Below are 16,195 nucleotides of genomic sequence, written 5' to 3'. Positions count from 1 at the left end.
CTTCTATAAATAGTTTATGACCCCATTTTGATGGTGTAAAATAGAAAAAAATGATAATTGTTGTTATGAATCAATTTGAGTGATGGGGGAGAAATAATGTTTGAGCTACAAGATTTAAGAATCATTGCAGCAATAGCAAAAAATAAGGGGATTACGAAGGCTGCAAAAGAGCTTGGATATGTACAGCCCAATGTTACGGCTAGACTAAATAAATTAGAAAGCTGTTTAGGTTTTCCATTATTTATAAGAACCAAAAAAGAGGTTATTCTCACACCGAACGGCAAAGTCTTTCTTAACTATGCTAATTTGATTTTAAATTTGTGTCGCGAAGCTGAAAAAGCAATGACTAAACTGGCAATCCCCGATGGAGAATTAAACATAGGCTCCATGGAAACAACCTCCTATGTACGTCTTCCCCACATATTAAAACAATATTCAGCTAATTATCCTAATGTAAAAATTAAATTGCAAACCGGTACCACAAAAGAATTAATAGATAAGGTCTTACATCATGATATAGAGGGTGCATTTGTTGCTGGACCTGTTAATCATCCGGATCTTACCGAAAACGTTATTTTTAAAGAAAGACTGGTACTTATCACCAATACTCCTGACAATCCTCTTAAAAACAAGGAATGCACTTTAGTTGTATTTAAAGAAGGGTGTTACTATCGAGAAGTGTTTACCAGAATCATGAACGACTATCATATCACGATTCAAAATGTCATAGAGGTAGACGCCGCACAAGCTATTTTAAATTGTGTTCGTGCAGGAGTTGGAATTTCTTTGATTCCCGAGTCTATGTCAAAATTAACAAAAAGTCTATACACATATCCCATTGATAAGGACTACGTAAACGTAGATACTGTGTTTATCACTCGTAAGTCACTTGCCAAAACATTAGCTTTTAACAAATTTGTTGAACTTTTAACTCTATAAAAATGAAGCAACAAGTTTTTTCAAGAAAATCATGAATGATTGAATTCATAAAATAGCTTTCTTTTCTTTTGATAAATGACTCCTGTTCTCTGCGGCTTTACCCAACTATATCAAGACATACTTATCAAATTTAAGATGCGAAAGTTGAGTAAAATTCTGGCCTTATAAAAAATCCAAATTAAATATTCGGCGCTTTTATTGCACTCTGATCCGGAAAGGAAAGGTGAAACAATTTAATAAATATATAATGAAAAAAAATCTTGGAAAGACGATAGGAGGTGTAAAGAAAGGAAAACATAAGGAAGAAAACTAAATTTCATTCTTAAAGAACTACAAAGTTTAAACAAACGGGTAAATGATATAAAATCGGCAATAAGGATTAGGAGAAATAGTCGGCGCGATTCGTAACCGCAAAGAAATACAGTGCAAGCTGGAAGCTTTTGCAATAAAAGTTCATAAAAATAAACAGAGTAGTTAATGGATATACGAAAAAATAGATGCAATTGTTAAAAGTCAACATGAGACACTTGCACTTCGTTAAATTGAGCAAGAATCAGAACTTTGTAAGTTAAGTGAAATCAGCTTGGACATAATCACTGTCTGGCTGAATTGAATTAGAAAACTTCCTCCAATTGTACAATAGGTTGTTCAAAAACCTTTAAAGCAAGCGGGGACAGTCCCCTCTTGTAAGCAACTGCCCCTACTTCCCTTATTCAAAAAGGTCAGTTGATAAATATCTCAATCCAGTATCCGGCAGGATTGTAACAATTCTTTTCCCTTTGTTTTCTTGACGTTTTGCTAACTGCGTTGCTGCCCATATGGCTGCACCTGAGGAAGTTCCGACTAGAATACCATCGGATTTGGCCACGGCTCTTGCTGCTTCATAAGCTTGGCTTGTTTCAACTTCTATAATTTCATCAATCACATCCGTATGCACATTATCCGGAATTCTATCCTCTTCTACATCTGAAAATCTGTGTACACCTGTTATTTCGATAATATCAGGATTTTCTAGAGTTGCAATAGATGCCCATCCTGGTTCTACTCCAACCACTTTTATATTAGGATTTTTCGACTTTAAATACGCTCCCGCACCGCTAATAGTTCCGCCTGTACCTACAGTAGCTACAAAGATATCTATATTGCCATCTGTATCTTCCCAAATTTCCGGACCTGTGGTTTCTTTATGAATGTTAGGGTTTGCTTTGTTAGAAAGCTGGTCTAAAAAAACAACATTTTCTTCTTTTTCAACGACTTCCTTCCTGAAAACATTAATCGCTTTTACAAAGTCCCCATCTGTTTCTTCAATTGTTTCTGCAATTTGTGGAACATCGGAAAATGGTATGACTTCCGTTCCAAATGCCCTAATTACTTTTGTTCTTTCTTCACTCACCCCATCCTGTATATAAACTCTCAATTTGTATCCCTTTGAAGCTGCAATCGCTGCCAATCCAATTCCTGTATTCCCACTAGTCGTCTCTAAAATCGTAGCTCCTTCTTTTAGTACTCCCCGGTTTTCAGCGTCTTCAATCATTGCCTTTGCAATTCTATCTTTGACACTATTTGCCGGATTGAAGTACTCGAGTTTTGCAACAATTTCAGCCTTCAGTTGATGTTCCTTTTCATAATTCACGAGTTCCAATAGCGGCGTTCTGCCCACTAACTCAATAATTGATTTCTTAATTTTGTTTGTAGCAACCTTACTCATGCTCTTTTCCTCCCATCTTTGTTTACAAATTTATATTTATCCGATTTGAATAATGAGGTTTGAAAATAAAGTATCATGTTAAACCGTAAAATAGCAATACTTTAACTGATTCGAAAAAATATTCTATTAATAGAAAAGAATGATTAATAGGTTCTTGTTTGCAATTTTTCTAAAGTGATATGATTCAATAAATTTCTCGCACTTTCAGATAAAAAATAAGCCGCCTTTATAAGGGCTTTCTCATCGACTGTGAAGGCAGGATGATGCCAATCTTCAGTACCGCTTGTTCCAAAAAAGGCAAAAGTACCAGGAACAAGCTGCAAATAACTTGAAAAATCCTCTCCAGCCATCGATGGTTCAGGATCGATTACCTTTAACGGAAGCTGTTCAGCCGTTTGTTTTACGATCTTCGTTATCCTTTTATCATTAGCAAGGGGGGGAGGTCCTGTATACCAGGAAATAATTGATTCTTGGGAAAAGGCTGCTGCAACATGCTTTACTATAGTTTCGATCCTTTGTTTAACCTCTTCGCGGATAATTGGATCGAAAGTTCTCACTGTCCCCTCCAGTTTGACCTCTTCTGGAATCACATTCCATGTTTTACCGGCTTCTATTTTTGTCACACTTATAACGGCACTTTCCAATGGTGAAACATTCCGGCTAACTATACTCTGCAGTGCAGTGATTAGGTGTGCAGAAGCAACGACAGGATCCTTTCCTGTATGAGGAAGAGCCCCGTGGCCTCCTTTGCCACGAATGGTGACATACAGGCGATCTACAGCTGCCATTAATGGCCCTTCTTTCAATCCGACCGTTCCTACTGGAAGATCCGGCTTGTTGTGCAGTCCTATAATCGCATCAACCCCATCCAACTGACCGTCCCTAATCACCTTGACAGCTCCGCCTCCTGTTTCCTCTGCAGGCTGAAAAATCAACCTTATTGCGCCATGAAGCTCTGATTCCGATTCCTTTAACAAATAGGCTGCCCCAATCGCAGCTGCCGTGTGAAAATCATGGCCGCATGCATGCATTACTCCTTTGATTTTGGATGCATAAGGAAGCCCTGTTTGTTCTTCAATCGGCAAAGCATCAATGTCCGCCCGGATAGCTACAACCGGTCCGCTTTTCTTCCCCTTAATTTCTGCAAAAACACCTGTTGGGAGTTTGGTCTTGCGAATTTCAATGCCTTCTTCAAGAAGCCAATTTTGAATCGCTTTAGTTGTTTCGAACTCTTCTTTTGATAATTCCGGATACTGATGCAAATGGCGCCTAATCTCGATTAAGCGCGTTTCTAATTCTTTCTCATTCATGCGATCACACCCCTTATAAATCTAAGCGGAAGCACTTTACTAAATAATCTGATTTTTGGAATTCCTTCGTCTGATCACGTTTAAAACCCAGCCATTCATACAGTCTGATCGCTTTATGCATTTTATCGCTTGAATGGAGGTACAAGCTTTTTGCTCCCAGTTCTTTCGCATATGCAATACTGGCTTTTAATAACTCCTGGGCCACCCCGCGTCCTCTTGCTTTAGGATGAACACCAAGCAGCCTCACGATTGGTGCTTGAATGTCAAGTTCCGGTATACCATAAGCTTGCTCCGATGAACGAAACAGCTGCAGTGAACCAAGTACTTCCTTGCCGCTCTTTGCAACCAAAATTTTATCTACTTTAGGATTATCAACCGAAGCCTTAATTTCCTCCAAATAATCCTTCCATACTTGCGGATCCGTATATTCTGTTTCGTACTCTAAATAACTTTCTACTAAAATACGACGCACCTCTTCTTTATCTTCCTCCGCTAGTTCTGATACAACAATTTGCTCTGCAAGTTTGGGATCTGACAATGTAAACCCCCCTTTTCTAATTTTTTTACTTTCTCGCCTCCCTTTCATCGGGATTGTGATAGCAACAAAATGCTTATTTTTCACCTCCGACCAAATAAAGATTGGACTTGCTTTCCTTGCGCTTCTAAATTTTAAGTTTTCCGATGAGATTAATTAAATTATTTTCAAGTATCCTAACATTGAAAAAGCAAAAACATCAATACTTTTACTGATAGAAAAAAATATTGTTTTCATTAAGAAATTTAATCATCTAGCCAGCTGTTTTTCTCTTTGTCTTCCTTCATTAAACATTTCTACTGTTATGAGAATGTCATTCCAAATCTTAGAATAATCAAAACTATTTTCTAAATAGGCAGCAATAATCGGCTGGTTAATTTGAATAATATTAGAGATATCAATTTCAATAAGTTCTCCTCTTTCTAGTTCTTGTTTAATGCTTAAGTAGGGCAAAAAGCCGATGCCGTTTCCGCTTCTAATGATCGACTTAGCCACTGCAAGATGATCAACCAAAAATTCAATACGGGGCTCCAGCTTCGATACCTCAAATAGTTTGTAAACACGGTTCCAGTCAAAGGCACCACATTCAAAGAATACTAATGGCTCTGCGGCTAACTGCTGAACCGTTACACCATTTTGCTGCTCAAAAGGATGACCTGGAAAAACAACTAATCGAACAGAATTGTCAAGAAGCTCCTGCTTGTGAATGCCGCGATGGGGTGTATCTCTCATAAAGGCAATATCAATTTGATTTTGAAGAAGTTTTTCGAGCAAGATCTCGTTTGAAGCCGAAATAAGTTTAAAACGCAACTCCGGATTTGCTTTTTTTAACAGAGGAAGGGCAAAAGGAAGAAAATATTGTGAAGTAATGATATTGGCCCCGATCACAATTTCATTTTTTCTGTTTTCTTTTTTAAATAAATTTTTCCCTTGGCGGTATGTGCGGATGATTCGTTCTGCATAAGGGATAAATGCTTTCCCTTCTTCTGTTAAAATCATACTTCTGCCTTTTCGTAAAAACAGTTGTGTGCCAAGGTCACGTTCTAATGTTTTAATCCTTGCTGTAATAGTCGGCTGGGATAGGTACAATGCGTCGGCCGCCTTATGGATGCTCTCCAAATGAACGACATACATAAATGCTTCAAGATATTCAATATTCATATCTTTCATCCCCACTTTATAAATTATGAATTAACTATAAAGACTAAAAAACGATATCTTTTCAGACCATCTTAATCCCTGTTTTCCCCCGCCTGGATCAGTTACAGATTTAACCTTTTTTCATAACTAAAAAGGAGGAACCCAGTCCAAGAATCATCTTGAATTGAGAGCCTCCAGTTTTCCGGTTGGCCATATGGATTTTAAAATCAACAACCTTTCAGCATGTACTCTCGTTTAATACTAAGAAAGATTAATTGATCACAACATGCTGAAAAATAAATCGCTATGAAATCTCTGTGAATTCTTCTTTCATCTGACATTTCCATTCCTCCCGATTTTTCGACAAAACCTATAAAATCAATGGGAATAATTTTGTTTATCTACTAATATAAACCTTATTTACTTTTATTGTCAACAAAAAATTAAGACTTTTCGTAAAAATTAGATTTTTTATAGTCCTCTAAAACACAATTTTTACAGCCTTTTTCCATTTTTCAGATATGCTATTTAAAGCTATAAAATTCTTGTTATTGTCCTCGAGATTGAGAAAAAACGAATGATTGTACTTTGGAGGTTCTGAATTTTTATGCATCATCGTAAAGACGGCATCGTTTAATGCTTCCTCCGTTGTATTCGATATATGCAACACTCTTGCCACCGGTCCAATCAGGCTTTTTAGGTTCATTGCCGTAATAACCAAGCCTCTCGCGGTATGTTCAATCAACTTATCCATAGGATGAAAGTATTTGATGAAAAAATCGGGTCTCTATTTTTCGGTTAGGTTCACTAGAAAGCTTACTTGAAGCACTGCTTAGCCAAATTCGCATCTGTTTTGAAACGATTGCGGCAGAATCGTCACTTTTTCAATGGAGGTCTGTATTTATCGGACCTCGTAACATGTTCTCTTCATTTCATAACTTTTTAAGAAGGTAATATCGCTCCGCAATGGATGATTTCCAACGCTCATCCTCTCTTATGCCAAAAGCGGATTGTGGCTGGGATCATTTCTTTGTCCGATGATCATATTAACCGACCTGCTGAAAGATTGTCCAACGTGAAATTGTTTCTATAACACGGACGGTATTAAGAATGATAACGGCAACAGTTGTCAGAAGCCGGATTTTTGAATTTTTTTGGCACAATGGCCCACTCAAGAACCGCTGTTGGGAAAATACAATGTCTCTCATCAACACCATTACCGCAAAACCAAATTTTTAGGAAAAGATGTTTAATACCTTTTTGAAATACTTGCTGCTCTGTCAAAGTCTTGTCTGTTACACTATTTGAATGTTTATTCATTAAATAAAACGAATTTCATGATAAACCTCCAAGATTTATGGAGTGTGATACGGCAGATCTTAAAGACAATTTTCCAGCATTTCATATTTTAAATATGATCAATTTGCTGGAAAATTGTCATCATGGAATGTTGCTTTATTGGCTATTTACTAGGATTTTAACAACCTTTTTGTTATTAAGTTCTTTCAAGCGCTTTTTCCAGATATTCTAGGCCCAATTCTGTTATCCCTTTATATACGGATCCTTCTCCAATTTCTACAACAGGCACATGACGAACACCGTATTTGATCTCCAAAATATCCCGATATTCATCATGATTGGTTACATCCACTGTTTGATAAGGAATACCTTTATTCTCTAAATAATTTTTGACCTCTGCACAATATTTGCAGCTTTGCTTTGACCAGACAATAACGGATAATTCTTTACTCAACGGTTATGCCTCCTTAAATGTATTTTACTAGACGGAACTTTTTCTATCCGAGTTTCTTCTATAAATCTTATTGTTTTAATGCTTCAATTGTATATCTATTTACAGGGAAGGGAAGCCCTAAATTGCCCCGTAAGGTATCTGCCTCGTATTCAGTACGGAAGATTCCTCGTTTCTGAAGGATCGGAACAACATGATCTACAAAATCCTCCAGCGTATTTGGTACGGTCACAGTTAAGTTAAACCCATCAGCCCCTCTTTCCTCAAACCATTGCTGCACTAAGTCTGCTATTTTTTCCGGAGTTCCAATGAAAGGGGATCTAGGTGTAGTTTCCCTTAAGGCCACTTGACGAAGCGTTAAATTTTGCTCTTTTGCTTCCCTCTTGATTCGATCTGTTGTACTTTGGAAGCTGTTTTTACCTATATCGCCAATGTCAGGGAAAGGTGCATCCAAGTCATATTGGGAAAAGTCATGATGATCAAAATATCGTCCTAAGTAATCAAGTGCTTTGTCAATCGATACTAAATTGGCAATTTCCTCGTACTTCCGTTCTGCTTCTTCCTCCGTTGAGCCAATTATCGGAGAGAAGCCTGGCAAAATAACAATATCATCTGGATTTCTTCCGTAAGCCCTTGCTCTGTTTTTCACATCGCGATAAAATTCCTTCGCTTCCTCTAATGTTGGATGTCCCGTAAAAATTGCATCGGCCTCTTTAGCAGCCAAGTCTTTTCCTGCTTCCGAAGAGCCTGCCTGAAAAATAACCGGGTGGCCTTGCTTAGACCTGGAAATGTTAAGGGGACCTTGAACAGAGAAAAATTCCCCTTTATGATTTAATCGGTGCATTTTGGAAGGATCAAAAAATACGCCTGATTCTTTGTCTCTTATAAATGCATCATCTTCCCAAGAATCCCACAGGCCCTTGACCACCTGTAAAAATTCAGCAGCAATGCGGTAACGCGTAGGATGATCAGGATGTTCTTCAACCGTTTTGTTATAATTTAAAGCTGTCTTTTCAAGAGGGGTCGTGACTACATTCCATCCTGCACGTCCATGGCTGATATGATCGAGGGAAGCAAATTGCCGGGCTACTGTAAATGGCTCACTGTAGGAAGTGGAAACGGTTCCTATCAGACCGATATGGGAAGTAACCGCAGCAAGTGCAGACAAAATAGTAATCGGTTCAAACCTGTTTAAAAAATGTGGAATTGATTTTTCGTTGATATATAAGCCATCTGCAATAAACACTAAATCGAACTTTCCTTCCTCTGCTTTTTGTGCCTGTCTCTTATAAAAGTCAAAACTGATACTTGCATCAGGCTGAACGTCCGGATGCCTCCAGGCGGCAATATGTCCTCCAACTCCATGAATAAGTACACCAAATTTCAATTTTCTTTCCTTCGACATGATAGACCCTCCCTTTGATAAAGTTAAAAAACATATTCCCCATTTTCGGCATTGTTGTTATCTGACGAATTACCTTTTTCTAATTGTTGAGGGCTCAACAATTCAAATGACCTAAATCGTTCTTCTTTTTTTAAAATTGGGGTGTGTAAAATAAACTCATCTATTCCCAATTTAAGGTGAAGTTCATTTAAAATCTTAAATACATATGAAGGAGTCCCCGATACAATATTGGAATCCTGTTCTTCTAGTTTGTAAGGTTCTCCAGACTGCTTGCCAAACAATTCTCCTTGCTCCATTGTTAAAACTCTAACCGTTCTTCCACTCTGCAAAGTAACTTTCACAATTTTGCCGTAGTCCCTTGCTAGTAATTCAGCTTCTTGCTGTTCAGGAGCAGCTACGACGCCAATTCCCACCATAAACCTTCCTTTAGGAAAAAGTTCATGGTATATATTTGCAGCCCTTTCCAGTTCGTTATGGTCACTGTTAAAAAAGAGCCCATAAACAAACGGTGTTTCGTATTCAGCAGCCAGCTTGGCGCTCGATGCACTTGCACCAAGTAAAATTAATTCCGGCTTTATCGGAGGAAGAGGGGTTGCTTGAATACCCGCAAGTGGATGGGATTCTTCGACTGAATCTTCAATTAATTTTTTCAAAAAGGAAAAACGGCTTTCGAAATCACTTCCATCGTTTAATGTTCCATACTGGAGCGCCCTTGTTGACAGCGGAAGTCCTCCAGGTGCTTTTCCAATTCCTAAATCTACTCTCCCTGGCGCTAAATTAGATAACACATGGAAATTTTCTGCCACTTTGTACGGACTGTAGTGCTGAAGCAGAACACCTCCAGATCCGACCCGAATCGTCTTCGTATGTGCCAGCAAATAGGATATAAGTATTTCAGGTGAAGCCCCTGCTAGTTGATCCGTGTAATGATGTTCAGACAGCCAAAAACGTAAATACCCCCATTTTTCAGCATTTTTGGCCAAATTTACTGTTTCTTGCAAAGCTTCCGCCGCAGAGGTTTCCGGAAAGATAGGGCTTTGATCTAAAATGCTAAGCTCATAACTCATTTTTCTTCCTCCTATTTTCATTTCATACTTTTTCAGTATGAATAGTTCACATTAATTAGGATTAATCCTATCACCTAAATCCATCCATCGGCAATAGTTTCCATGATAGAAAAAATATAATATATTGATAGAAAATTTTAATGAAAACAATTTTTTACTACATACTAAATCCCCCATCTGTGATGGTCTGACGGGGGATTTAGGTCTATGCCATGATTAATGACCGTTATAGTCAGGGATTGCCTTGAAGAACATTCTTTCAAACAGTTCTTTCTCATCAGTAGTCGGTTCAAGAATTCCCTGCTCTTTTTGTTCTTTAATGAAGAATTTTACACTTTCCTCTGCTGTAAGCACACCAGGTTTCCAATGATATCCGCCAATCAGTTTTCCTGCTTCTTGAGCATCTACAGGAACATGTTTTGCATCTGCTACGATATGTCCCGCTTCACCTGTATTGTGACCTACCCAGTCTGCAGCTTTCAAAAGTGCTCGTGTTAAAGCAGCTGCTGTTTCAGGATCTGCTTTTGCCAGTCGTCCGCTGATGACAGAGTAGCAGCAATATCCAGATTTAAATGGTTCGTCATGAGCATTGCTCAGCAAGCGGTGAAATTTTCCTGTGTCAAGTGCCTTTTGGGCAGCCGGATCCCATGTAATAAATGCATCAATTTCCCCTTTTTCTGCTGCTGTGGCTAGCTGCGGACCAGGATATACTTTCCACTCAACATCTTTTTTTGGATCAATGCCCGCTTTCTTTAACTGAATAGTTAGAGTAATTTGCGGTCCTCCCCCTATTAAATCGATCCCGATTCTTTTCCCTTTCAAGTCTTTAATTTCTTTAATACCTGAACTTTTCAAAGTTGCAGCTTGAATACATCCCGCATGCAAACCGCCGGTCAGCTTCACATCCAGTCCTTGTTCAATTGGTTTAAACCAGGCGAAATTCCCGACAGTCGCGTCCACTTTTCCGGAAGCAATTCCATTTTTCAGCGTTTCAAAATCCATTTTTACAAGCTCTACATCCAATCCTTCTTTCTCGAAGAAACCTTTTGTTTCTGCTGAGAATATCGGTGCTTCACATGGAGAAGTACCTGCGTGGGCTAAGGTTATTTTTTTGATTTTTTTATCCCCTTGTTGCTGATCACCTTGTGCAGTGGTTTGTCCAACATTCCCCCCGCTGCTTTGTTGTTCAGATTGACATCCTGAAAATACACTTATTCCAACAATCAGTCCTGCTGCAAAAAGCAATTTTGTCTTTTTTGATAATGTGTTTTTCATTTTCCTCTCCTATCCTCCCATTCTAAATTTTTTCGGTAAAATGATAGATTAGCCCTGATAGAATCGAATCGCCCCCCTGCCTTACTAAGATTCAAGAATTTTTATATCAAAGACCGGAGTTCGGTCTTAGCAAACTAATCAAAAAATTCGAAATAATCAAATAACTATGTTGACATCCTCTCAAACTAAATTTATAGTAAACATATCTGAATAATATAATTTAGACAAGGAAGTGGATAATTGATGAAAAAATCCATTCAAATCTTTCTGTTTAGCATATTTTTCCTTCTCATTGGCTTCACGATATACTCTCAGCTCTTTTCAAATCAGAACGATGAAAAAAGAGCATCGGGACAAACAGAACAAAAGGAATACCCGGATATAGGATACTTAGCTCCTTCCTTTTCCTTAAAAGGACTTGACGGTAAAACCCATGAGCTCAAGGACTATCTTGACAAGCCCGTTGTTCTTAACTTTTGGGCCTCCTGGTGTCCGCCTTGTATCGAGGAAGCACCCAATTTTGTCAAGTTGCACAATGAATACGGCAAGAATGTCCATATTTTGACTGTCAACTTGACCTCTATAGATGATTTACAAGCTGCAAAAATCTTTGCGGAGGAGTTTGGATTTGTTTTTCCAGTGCTTCTTGATGAAGATGGAAGTGTGGCAAAACGATACCACATCAAGCCCATTCCAGCTACATTCTTCATTAATCAAGAAGGAACCATTGTCGACGGAGCATATGGCGGACTTACCTGGTCCGATTTAGAATCCCGAACCAAAGAATTAATCCAAACGGATTCTTCTGCATAGATAGCCTTTACGGCTGTCTTTTTATTATTGGATTGTAAATTGGAATGTTTGCATTTGGTGCGAATACAAAGTACTTACATGGGCAATGAGACTGTAAGTTCCTGCCTCTGAAAATTGTCCTTTAAGAGTATACGTTCCCTTAGAATCGGATTTTGTATTCATAAAAAGTGGTTCATTTAGTCCTTCCTTCCAAATTTCAAACACAACCTCTGCATCTGTAACAGCTTTCCCCTTAGATGTTACTTTTACTGATAACGCAGCAGCCTCATTAACCTGAAGCTCTTTTGGATTCGTTGAGAATTCCATTGTTAGATCTGTTCCGGTTTCGGCCATCCCGCTCTCAACAGGCTCTGTAAACTTATCTTTTTTTTGTAAATCACCCGATGCTTTATTTTCAGAACAACAAAACAAAAGGACACTTAACGAACATATAACGAAAAAAGCGAAAATTAATTTTATTTTTTTCATGGGTGAAACCTCTTCAATTTTTGATTAAATGGTATATTCCGGTTGCGGTATGTCAGGGACAATATGCAAAGTTTCCAATATTCTTGATCTATACTCAAAAAACTCAACACTGTTTCTCAATCTTGGGCGGGGCAAATCAATTTTGATAATTTCTTTGATTTTAGCCGGCCTTGGCGTCATGACGATAACACGGTCGCTTAAATAGACTGCCTCGTCAATATCATGGGTGACGAAAACCATCGTTGTTCCCCGTTCTTTCCAAATGCGCAAGATTTCATCCTGCAAATTCATTCTTGTAAATGCATCCAATGCACCAAGGGGCTCATCAAGAAGGAGGACCTTAGGATGATTAACAAGGGCTCTTGCTAATGCCACCCGTTGTGCCATCCCTCCCGAGAGCTGATGAGGATAAACTTTTTCAAATCCTTTTAATCCAACCAAATCAATAAATGTATCTACTTCTTCTTTTTTGTTCTTCAGAAGTCCCCTTGCCTGAAGGCCTGTTGCCACATTATCCCACACTGTTTTCCATGGAAACAGGGTAGGATCCTGAAATACAAGGCCGCGGGAATAATGAGGACCCTTAATTTCTTCACCATCTAAGGCTATGCTCCCCGTTGTAGGGTAATCTAAGCCTGTGATAAGGCGTAATAATGTAGATTTCCCACATCCGCTTGGACCGATAAGAGAAATAAATTCCCCTGGTTCAATATCTAAATTCACTTGATTTAACGTAACGATTTTTTGTTTTGCATTGTCTTCAAATATTCGTGACACATTGTGAATAGAAATATGTCCACCTTTTTCCGATCTTACCATTTCATCATCCCCTTCTGATAAATCAAGATGCGATCTCTGATTTTAAAGAATATTGCAATAATACAGGAAAATAAAACTGCCATAATCAACAATGCTGCGTACACCTTGTAATATTCCGCCCATCCTTGTGCCCATTGTATATACCATCCCAGTCCTGCCTTAACCCCAAGCATTTCAGCAACAATTAAGGTGACGAATGAAACTCCAAGCCCCATAAACAGCCCTACAAAAATAGATGGGAAGGCCGATGGAATAGCTACCCGAAGAATTAAGTATCTTTCATTTGCCCCAAGTGTTTTTGCAACTTCAAAATAGGAATTGCTTACGCTTGCAACACCAGTCCATGTCATAATAGAAACAGAAAACCATGTACTTAGCGCAATCAAGAATGTACTTGCCGAAAAACTGTTTGGAAAAACAACCAACACAACAGGAATCCATGCAGTTGCTGGTACCGGTCCGATTAAACGCAAAAAAGGATTTACCCAATAACGGAATTTTTGATACCAAGCCAGCAGAATACCTGTTATGAAACCGACCAATGCCCCGATCAAATACCCGATAAATAAAAGTCTCAAGGAATGAAGAGTACTAATAGCCAGTAAACCTTTATCTTTAATGATTGCTTCAAAAATCTTAACCGGTGATGGAAAAAAGGGCATCGGCAAGAGATTCAATTTTTGCGTAATGATCTCCCAAACAATTAAAATCACAAACACAAAAGTTAAAAATGGAGATTTGTTCTCCAGCCAGTTAAAAACTGATTTATTAGAAAAACCAACGGCAATCAAAACAATAGACAAAAATAAAACAATTAATAAAAGCCAGCTATATTGAGTCTGCACAGAGATGATCTGTTTATCAGGCAAAAATTGATGTTGAATAAGCGTGATGATGATAACAACTGGTAGTAAAGCGACTTTCGTTTTTTCCCTAATGGATAAAGGCTTTTTATCCTCTGTGTTCAAGGAAATTTTTTCAACTGCTTCTACATTCATTTGTATCCTCCTTTTTTTCTTGTAATGGATAACATTTGGATCACCTTGATGATTATTTTTTTACGGATCCTCATCTCCTTTTACAAAAATTATTCCTATTTTTCAGGTACGAATAATTTGTTTTAGTCGATTTTTAGACTTATCCTATCATCAAATCCTTTGAGTAGCAACATATTCCATGATAGAAAGAATTTTTGTTTACCAAAAAAAAATCTATTAATCTCGCAAAAAACGTTTAATAACGTTGTTTTTAAAACCAATCTGAAAGATCTGTTTTAAATAAAAGAACTGCAACAGGTAAAATGGTTAACAAGCCTGAATGTTAGCTGCGGAAAAAAATGATAAAAGTGAGAGTTTTCTAGTGGAATGAAAGCGAAACAACATAAGGGCATTGTACATGATCTGGATAGTTGAGGAGTCAAATGCAGTTAAATTATCATTAAGGAAATAGTTCAATGTTAATAAGAATCATAGCTTCTCTGGCATGATGCTTAGTATGATACAATATGGAATTAGTCTAACGAACCGCATTATACTGAAACCTCTTCAGATTTTTTAATAGTCTCATAGCAATTAACAAGAAATTTAATTGATTTCTCAGAAGAATTATAAAAACCCCCGCTCTTGTCCATGATTATCTCACGGATCCCGAGCAAAAAACCCTTTTGGTAAAGATCAATTGCTAATATGAAGACTAATTGAGAGAACACAAGAATTAAGGAGGAGCCTGAAAAAACGTTCAAATATTAATGAAGGAAATCAAAGGCATAAAAAATGAAATGCAAGAAACTAAAAGTAATCTTAAAAATGGAGAATCTCAACTTAACGAAAAACACAAAACTGGCAAAAACCATTTACTCATTAACTTTCGCTAGGGGGTAGCGGACACTATGCTTGAGGTTTCTATCATATGTGTAAATTCGCTGCTAAATTAAACTTGATTGAATAAGCTGTCAATTCTTTACGTGTGTAATCAACACAACTTAAATTTGCCTCTCCTTTTGTACCAATTTTTACCTAAATCAGTATTTGTGAAATGCAGCTTCATTTTCTAATCTCGAAAGGAAATTCTCACAAATTTCCTATTTCCCAAATATAATCACCACTCTGAACAAAATTAATGGTAATATATTGAATATTGCAGCATGTTTATTTTACATTTTAGCTACTGCACTATTTATCGCAATAAGAGGCAGGATACTGCCACTCTAATTAGAGTAAACGAAAATCAAGAAGCAATAAATAGACAATAAAAGGTTTGTTTCACTTTTCTCATAGTCACAGCAAAATCGTGATGCTCATCCAATAGCGAAACATTTTAAAAACATGGCTTGTACTCTATATAACACCTTGTCAATGAATCTTTGGCATTTTTCTCGATGGATGGCAAGCGGTTGAAGTCTAGACTTGCCGCTATTTTTGTATTATCAAAAATTGAGGTGCTTGTCTCGTTTTTTTGTGCACATTTTCACAAATAAATTCAGTTTGACTTGTTACATTAATTTTTGAAGCAAGGTTTCACTCATATTTTTTACACTTTTTCAACAGTGCCTTGCTTGTAATACTTGAACTTTGTTATTTTTTCTGTTCTTAAACAAACCGTGCCTTCATTACATCTGTCAATTTCCCAGCCGGTTGTAATAGGAATTGGCAGATTTCTCGGAGTATTTATTCGCGATTTTGCCTTACATGTTTGTAACCAGTAGGGCAGGAAAACTTGAATTAAATAGTTTATCTATAGGTTTATTTGATCATAATAACGGAAGTAAGGAAAATGATTTGAACATTTTTCCTTTGTATCATTCGACAAATTGAACGCCTAAATTTGTCGTTTTATACAAAAAGAAATTGAAATATAGTATGATAAAATTTATTCAAATCTAAATGTAAGCGTCACAATTTGATTATCAAGAGGAGTTGCGGGGAATAATAACTTAAATTTTTCGATCATAAAATCTGACATATGAT

13 protein-coding genes are annotated in these 16,195 nt (G+C 37.5%); 2 read left to right on the top strand and 11 right to left on the bottom strand.

The genetic code is table 11. The features are described 5' to 3' along the window. The first annotated feature begins 96 nt into the window (after positions 1-96). The gene (locus NSU02_RS01440) at positions 97-939 is read left to right on the top strand and encodes a LysR family transcriptional regulator (RefSeq protein WP_339193928.1); all 843 of its coding nucleotides are present in this window, start codon (positions 97-99) and stop codon (positions 937-939) included. Between the two features lie 709 nt (positions 940-1,648). On the opposite strand, the gene NSU02_RS01435 is transcribed toward NSU02_RS01440, so the two are convergent. The 8 genes from NSU02_RS01435 to NSU02_RS01400 all read right to left on the bottom strand — a co-directional run bounded on the left by NSU02_RS01435 (position 1,649) and on the right by NSU02_RS01400 (position 11,129). Continuing rightward, on the bottom strand, positions 1,649-2,647 hold the full coding sequence (locus NSU02_RS01435; RefSeq protein WP_339193927.1) for a cysteine synthase family protein: 999 nt from the start codon (positions 2,645-2,647) through the stop codon (positions 1,649-1,651). Between the two features lie 143 nt (positions 2,648-2,790). Beyond that, a complete protein-coding gene (locus NSU02_RS01430; protein WP_339193925.1) occupies positions 2,791-3,957 on the bottom strand; it encodes an amidohydrolase in 1,167 nt (388 codons plus the stop codon). A 13-nt stretch (positions 3,958-3,970) separates the two neighbouring features. After that, positions 3,971-4,495: a GNAT family N-acetyltransferase gene (locus NSU02_RS01425; protein ID WP_327856034.1), complete on the bottom strand. Its 525-nt coding sequence runs from the start codon at positions 4,493-4,495 to the stop codon at positions 3,971-3,973. A gap of 246 nt (positions 4,496-4,741) precedes the next feature. Then, positions 4,742-5,653, bottom strand: a complete 912-nt coding sequence (locus tag NSU02_RS01420) for a LysR family transcriptional regulator (RefSeq protein ID WP_339193923.1) — start codon at positions 5,651-5,653, stop codon at positions 4,742-4,744. Between the two features lie 1,474 nt (positions 5,654-7,127). Further along, positions 7,128-7,385: a glutaredoxin family protein gene (locus tag NSU02_RS01415; protein WP_327856032.1), complete on the bottom strand. Its 258-nt coding sequence runs from the start codon at positions 7,383-7,385 to the stop codon at positions 7,128-7,130. A gap of 67 nt (positions 7,386-7,452) precedes the next feature. Next, positions 7,453-8,787 carry an LLM class flavin-dependent oxidoreductase gene (locus tag NSU02_RS01410; protein WP_327856031.1) on the bottom strand — a complete coding sequence of 445 codons (1,335 nt, stop codon included), beginning with the start codon at positions 8,785-8,787 and terminating at the stop codon, positions 7,453-7,455. Between the two features lie 23 nt (positions 8,788-8,810). Then, a complete protein-coding gene (locus tag NSU02_RS01405; protein WP_327856030.1) occupies positions 8,811-9,854 on the bottom strand; it encodes an MsnO8 family LLM class oxidoreductase in 1,044 nt (347 codons plus the stop codon). 216 nt (positions 9,855-10,070) lie between these two features. Then, a complete protein-coding gene (locus NSU02_RS01400; protein ID WP_339193920.1) occupies positions 10,071-11,129 on the bottom strand; it encodes an ABC transporter substrate-binding protein in 1,059 nt (352 codons plus the stop codon). Positions 11,130-11,372: 243 nt separating this feature from the next. Between NSU02_RS01400 and NSU02_RS01395 the strand changes: the two genes are divergently transcribed. Continuing rightward, a complete protein-coding gene (locus NSU02_RS01395; protein ID WP_339193918.1) occupies positions 11,373-11,942 on the top strand; it encodes a TlpA disulfide reductase family protein in 570 nt (189 codons plus the stop codon). 24 nt (positions 11,943-11,966) lie between these two features. On the opposite strand, the gene NSU02_RS01390 is transcribed toward NSU02_RS01395, so the two are convergent. The 3 genes from NSU02_RS01390 to NSU02_RS01380 are packed head-to-tail and all read right to left on the bottom strand — an operon-like array spanning position 11,967 to position 14,227. Beyond that, positions 11,967-12,410: a FixH family protein gene (locus NSU02_RS01390; protein ID WP_339193916.1), complete on the bottom strand. Its 444-nt coding sequence runs from the start codon at positions 12,408-12,410 to the stop codon at positions 11,967-11,969. A gap of 24 nt (positions 12,411-12,434) precedes the next feature. Then, positions 12,435-13,229: an ABC transporter ATP-binding protein gene (locus NSU02_RS01385; protein ID WP_339193914.1), complete on the bottom strand. Its 795-nt coding sequence runs from the start codon at positions 13,227-13,229 to the stop codon at positions 12,435-12,437. Continuing rightward, the gene (locus NSU02_RS01380) at positions 13,223-14,227 is read right to left on the bottom strand and encodes an ABC transporter permease (protein ID WP_339193912.1); all 1,005 of its coding nucleotides are present in this window, start codon (positions 14,225-14,227) and stop codon (positions 13,223-13,225) included. The genes NSU02_RS01385 and NSU02_RS01380 overlap by 7 nt, the downstream gene beginning before the upstream one ends. Between the last annotated feature and the right edge of the window lie 1,968 nt (positions 14,228-16,195).

This window comes from Aeribacillus sp. FSL W8-0870 (assembly GCF_037963755.1).
Lineage (GTDB): Bacteria > Bacillota > Bacilli > Bacillales > Aeribacillaceae > Aeribacillus > Aeribacillus composti.
This window is presented reverse-complemented; position numbering and strand designations above follow the sequence as displayed.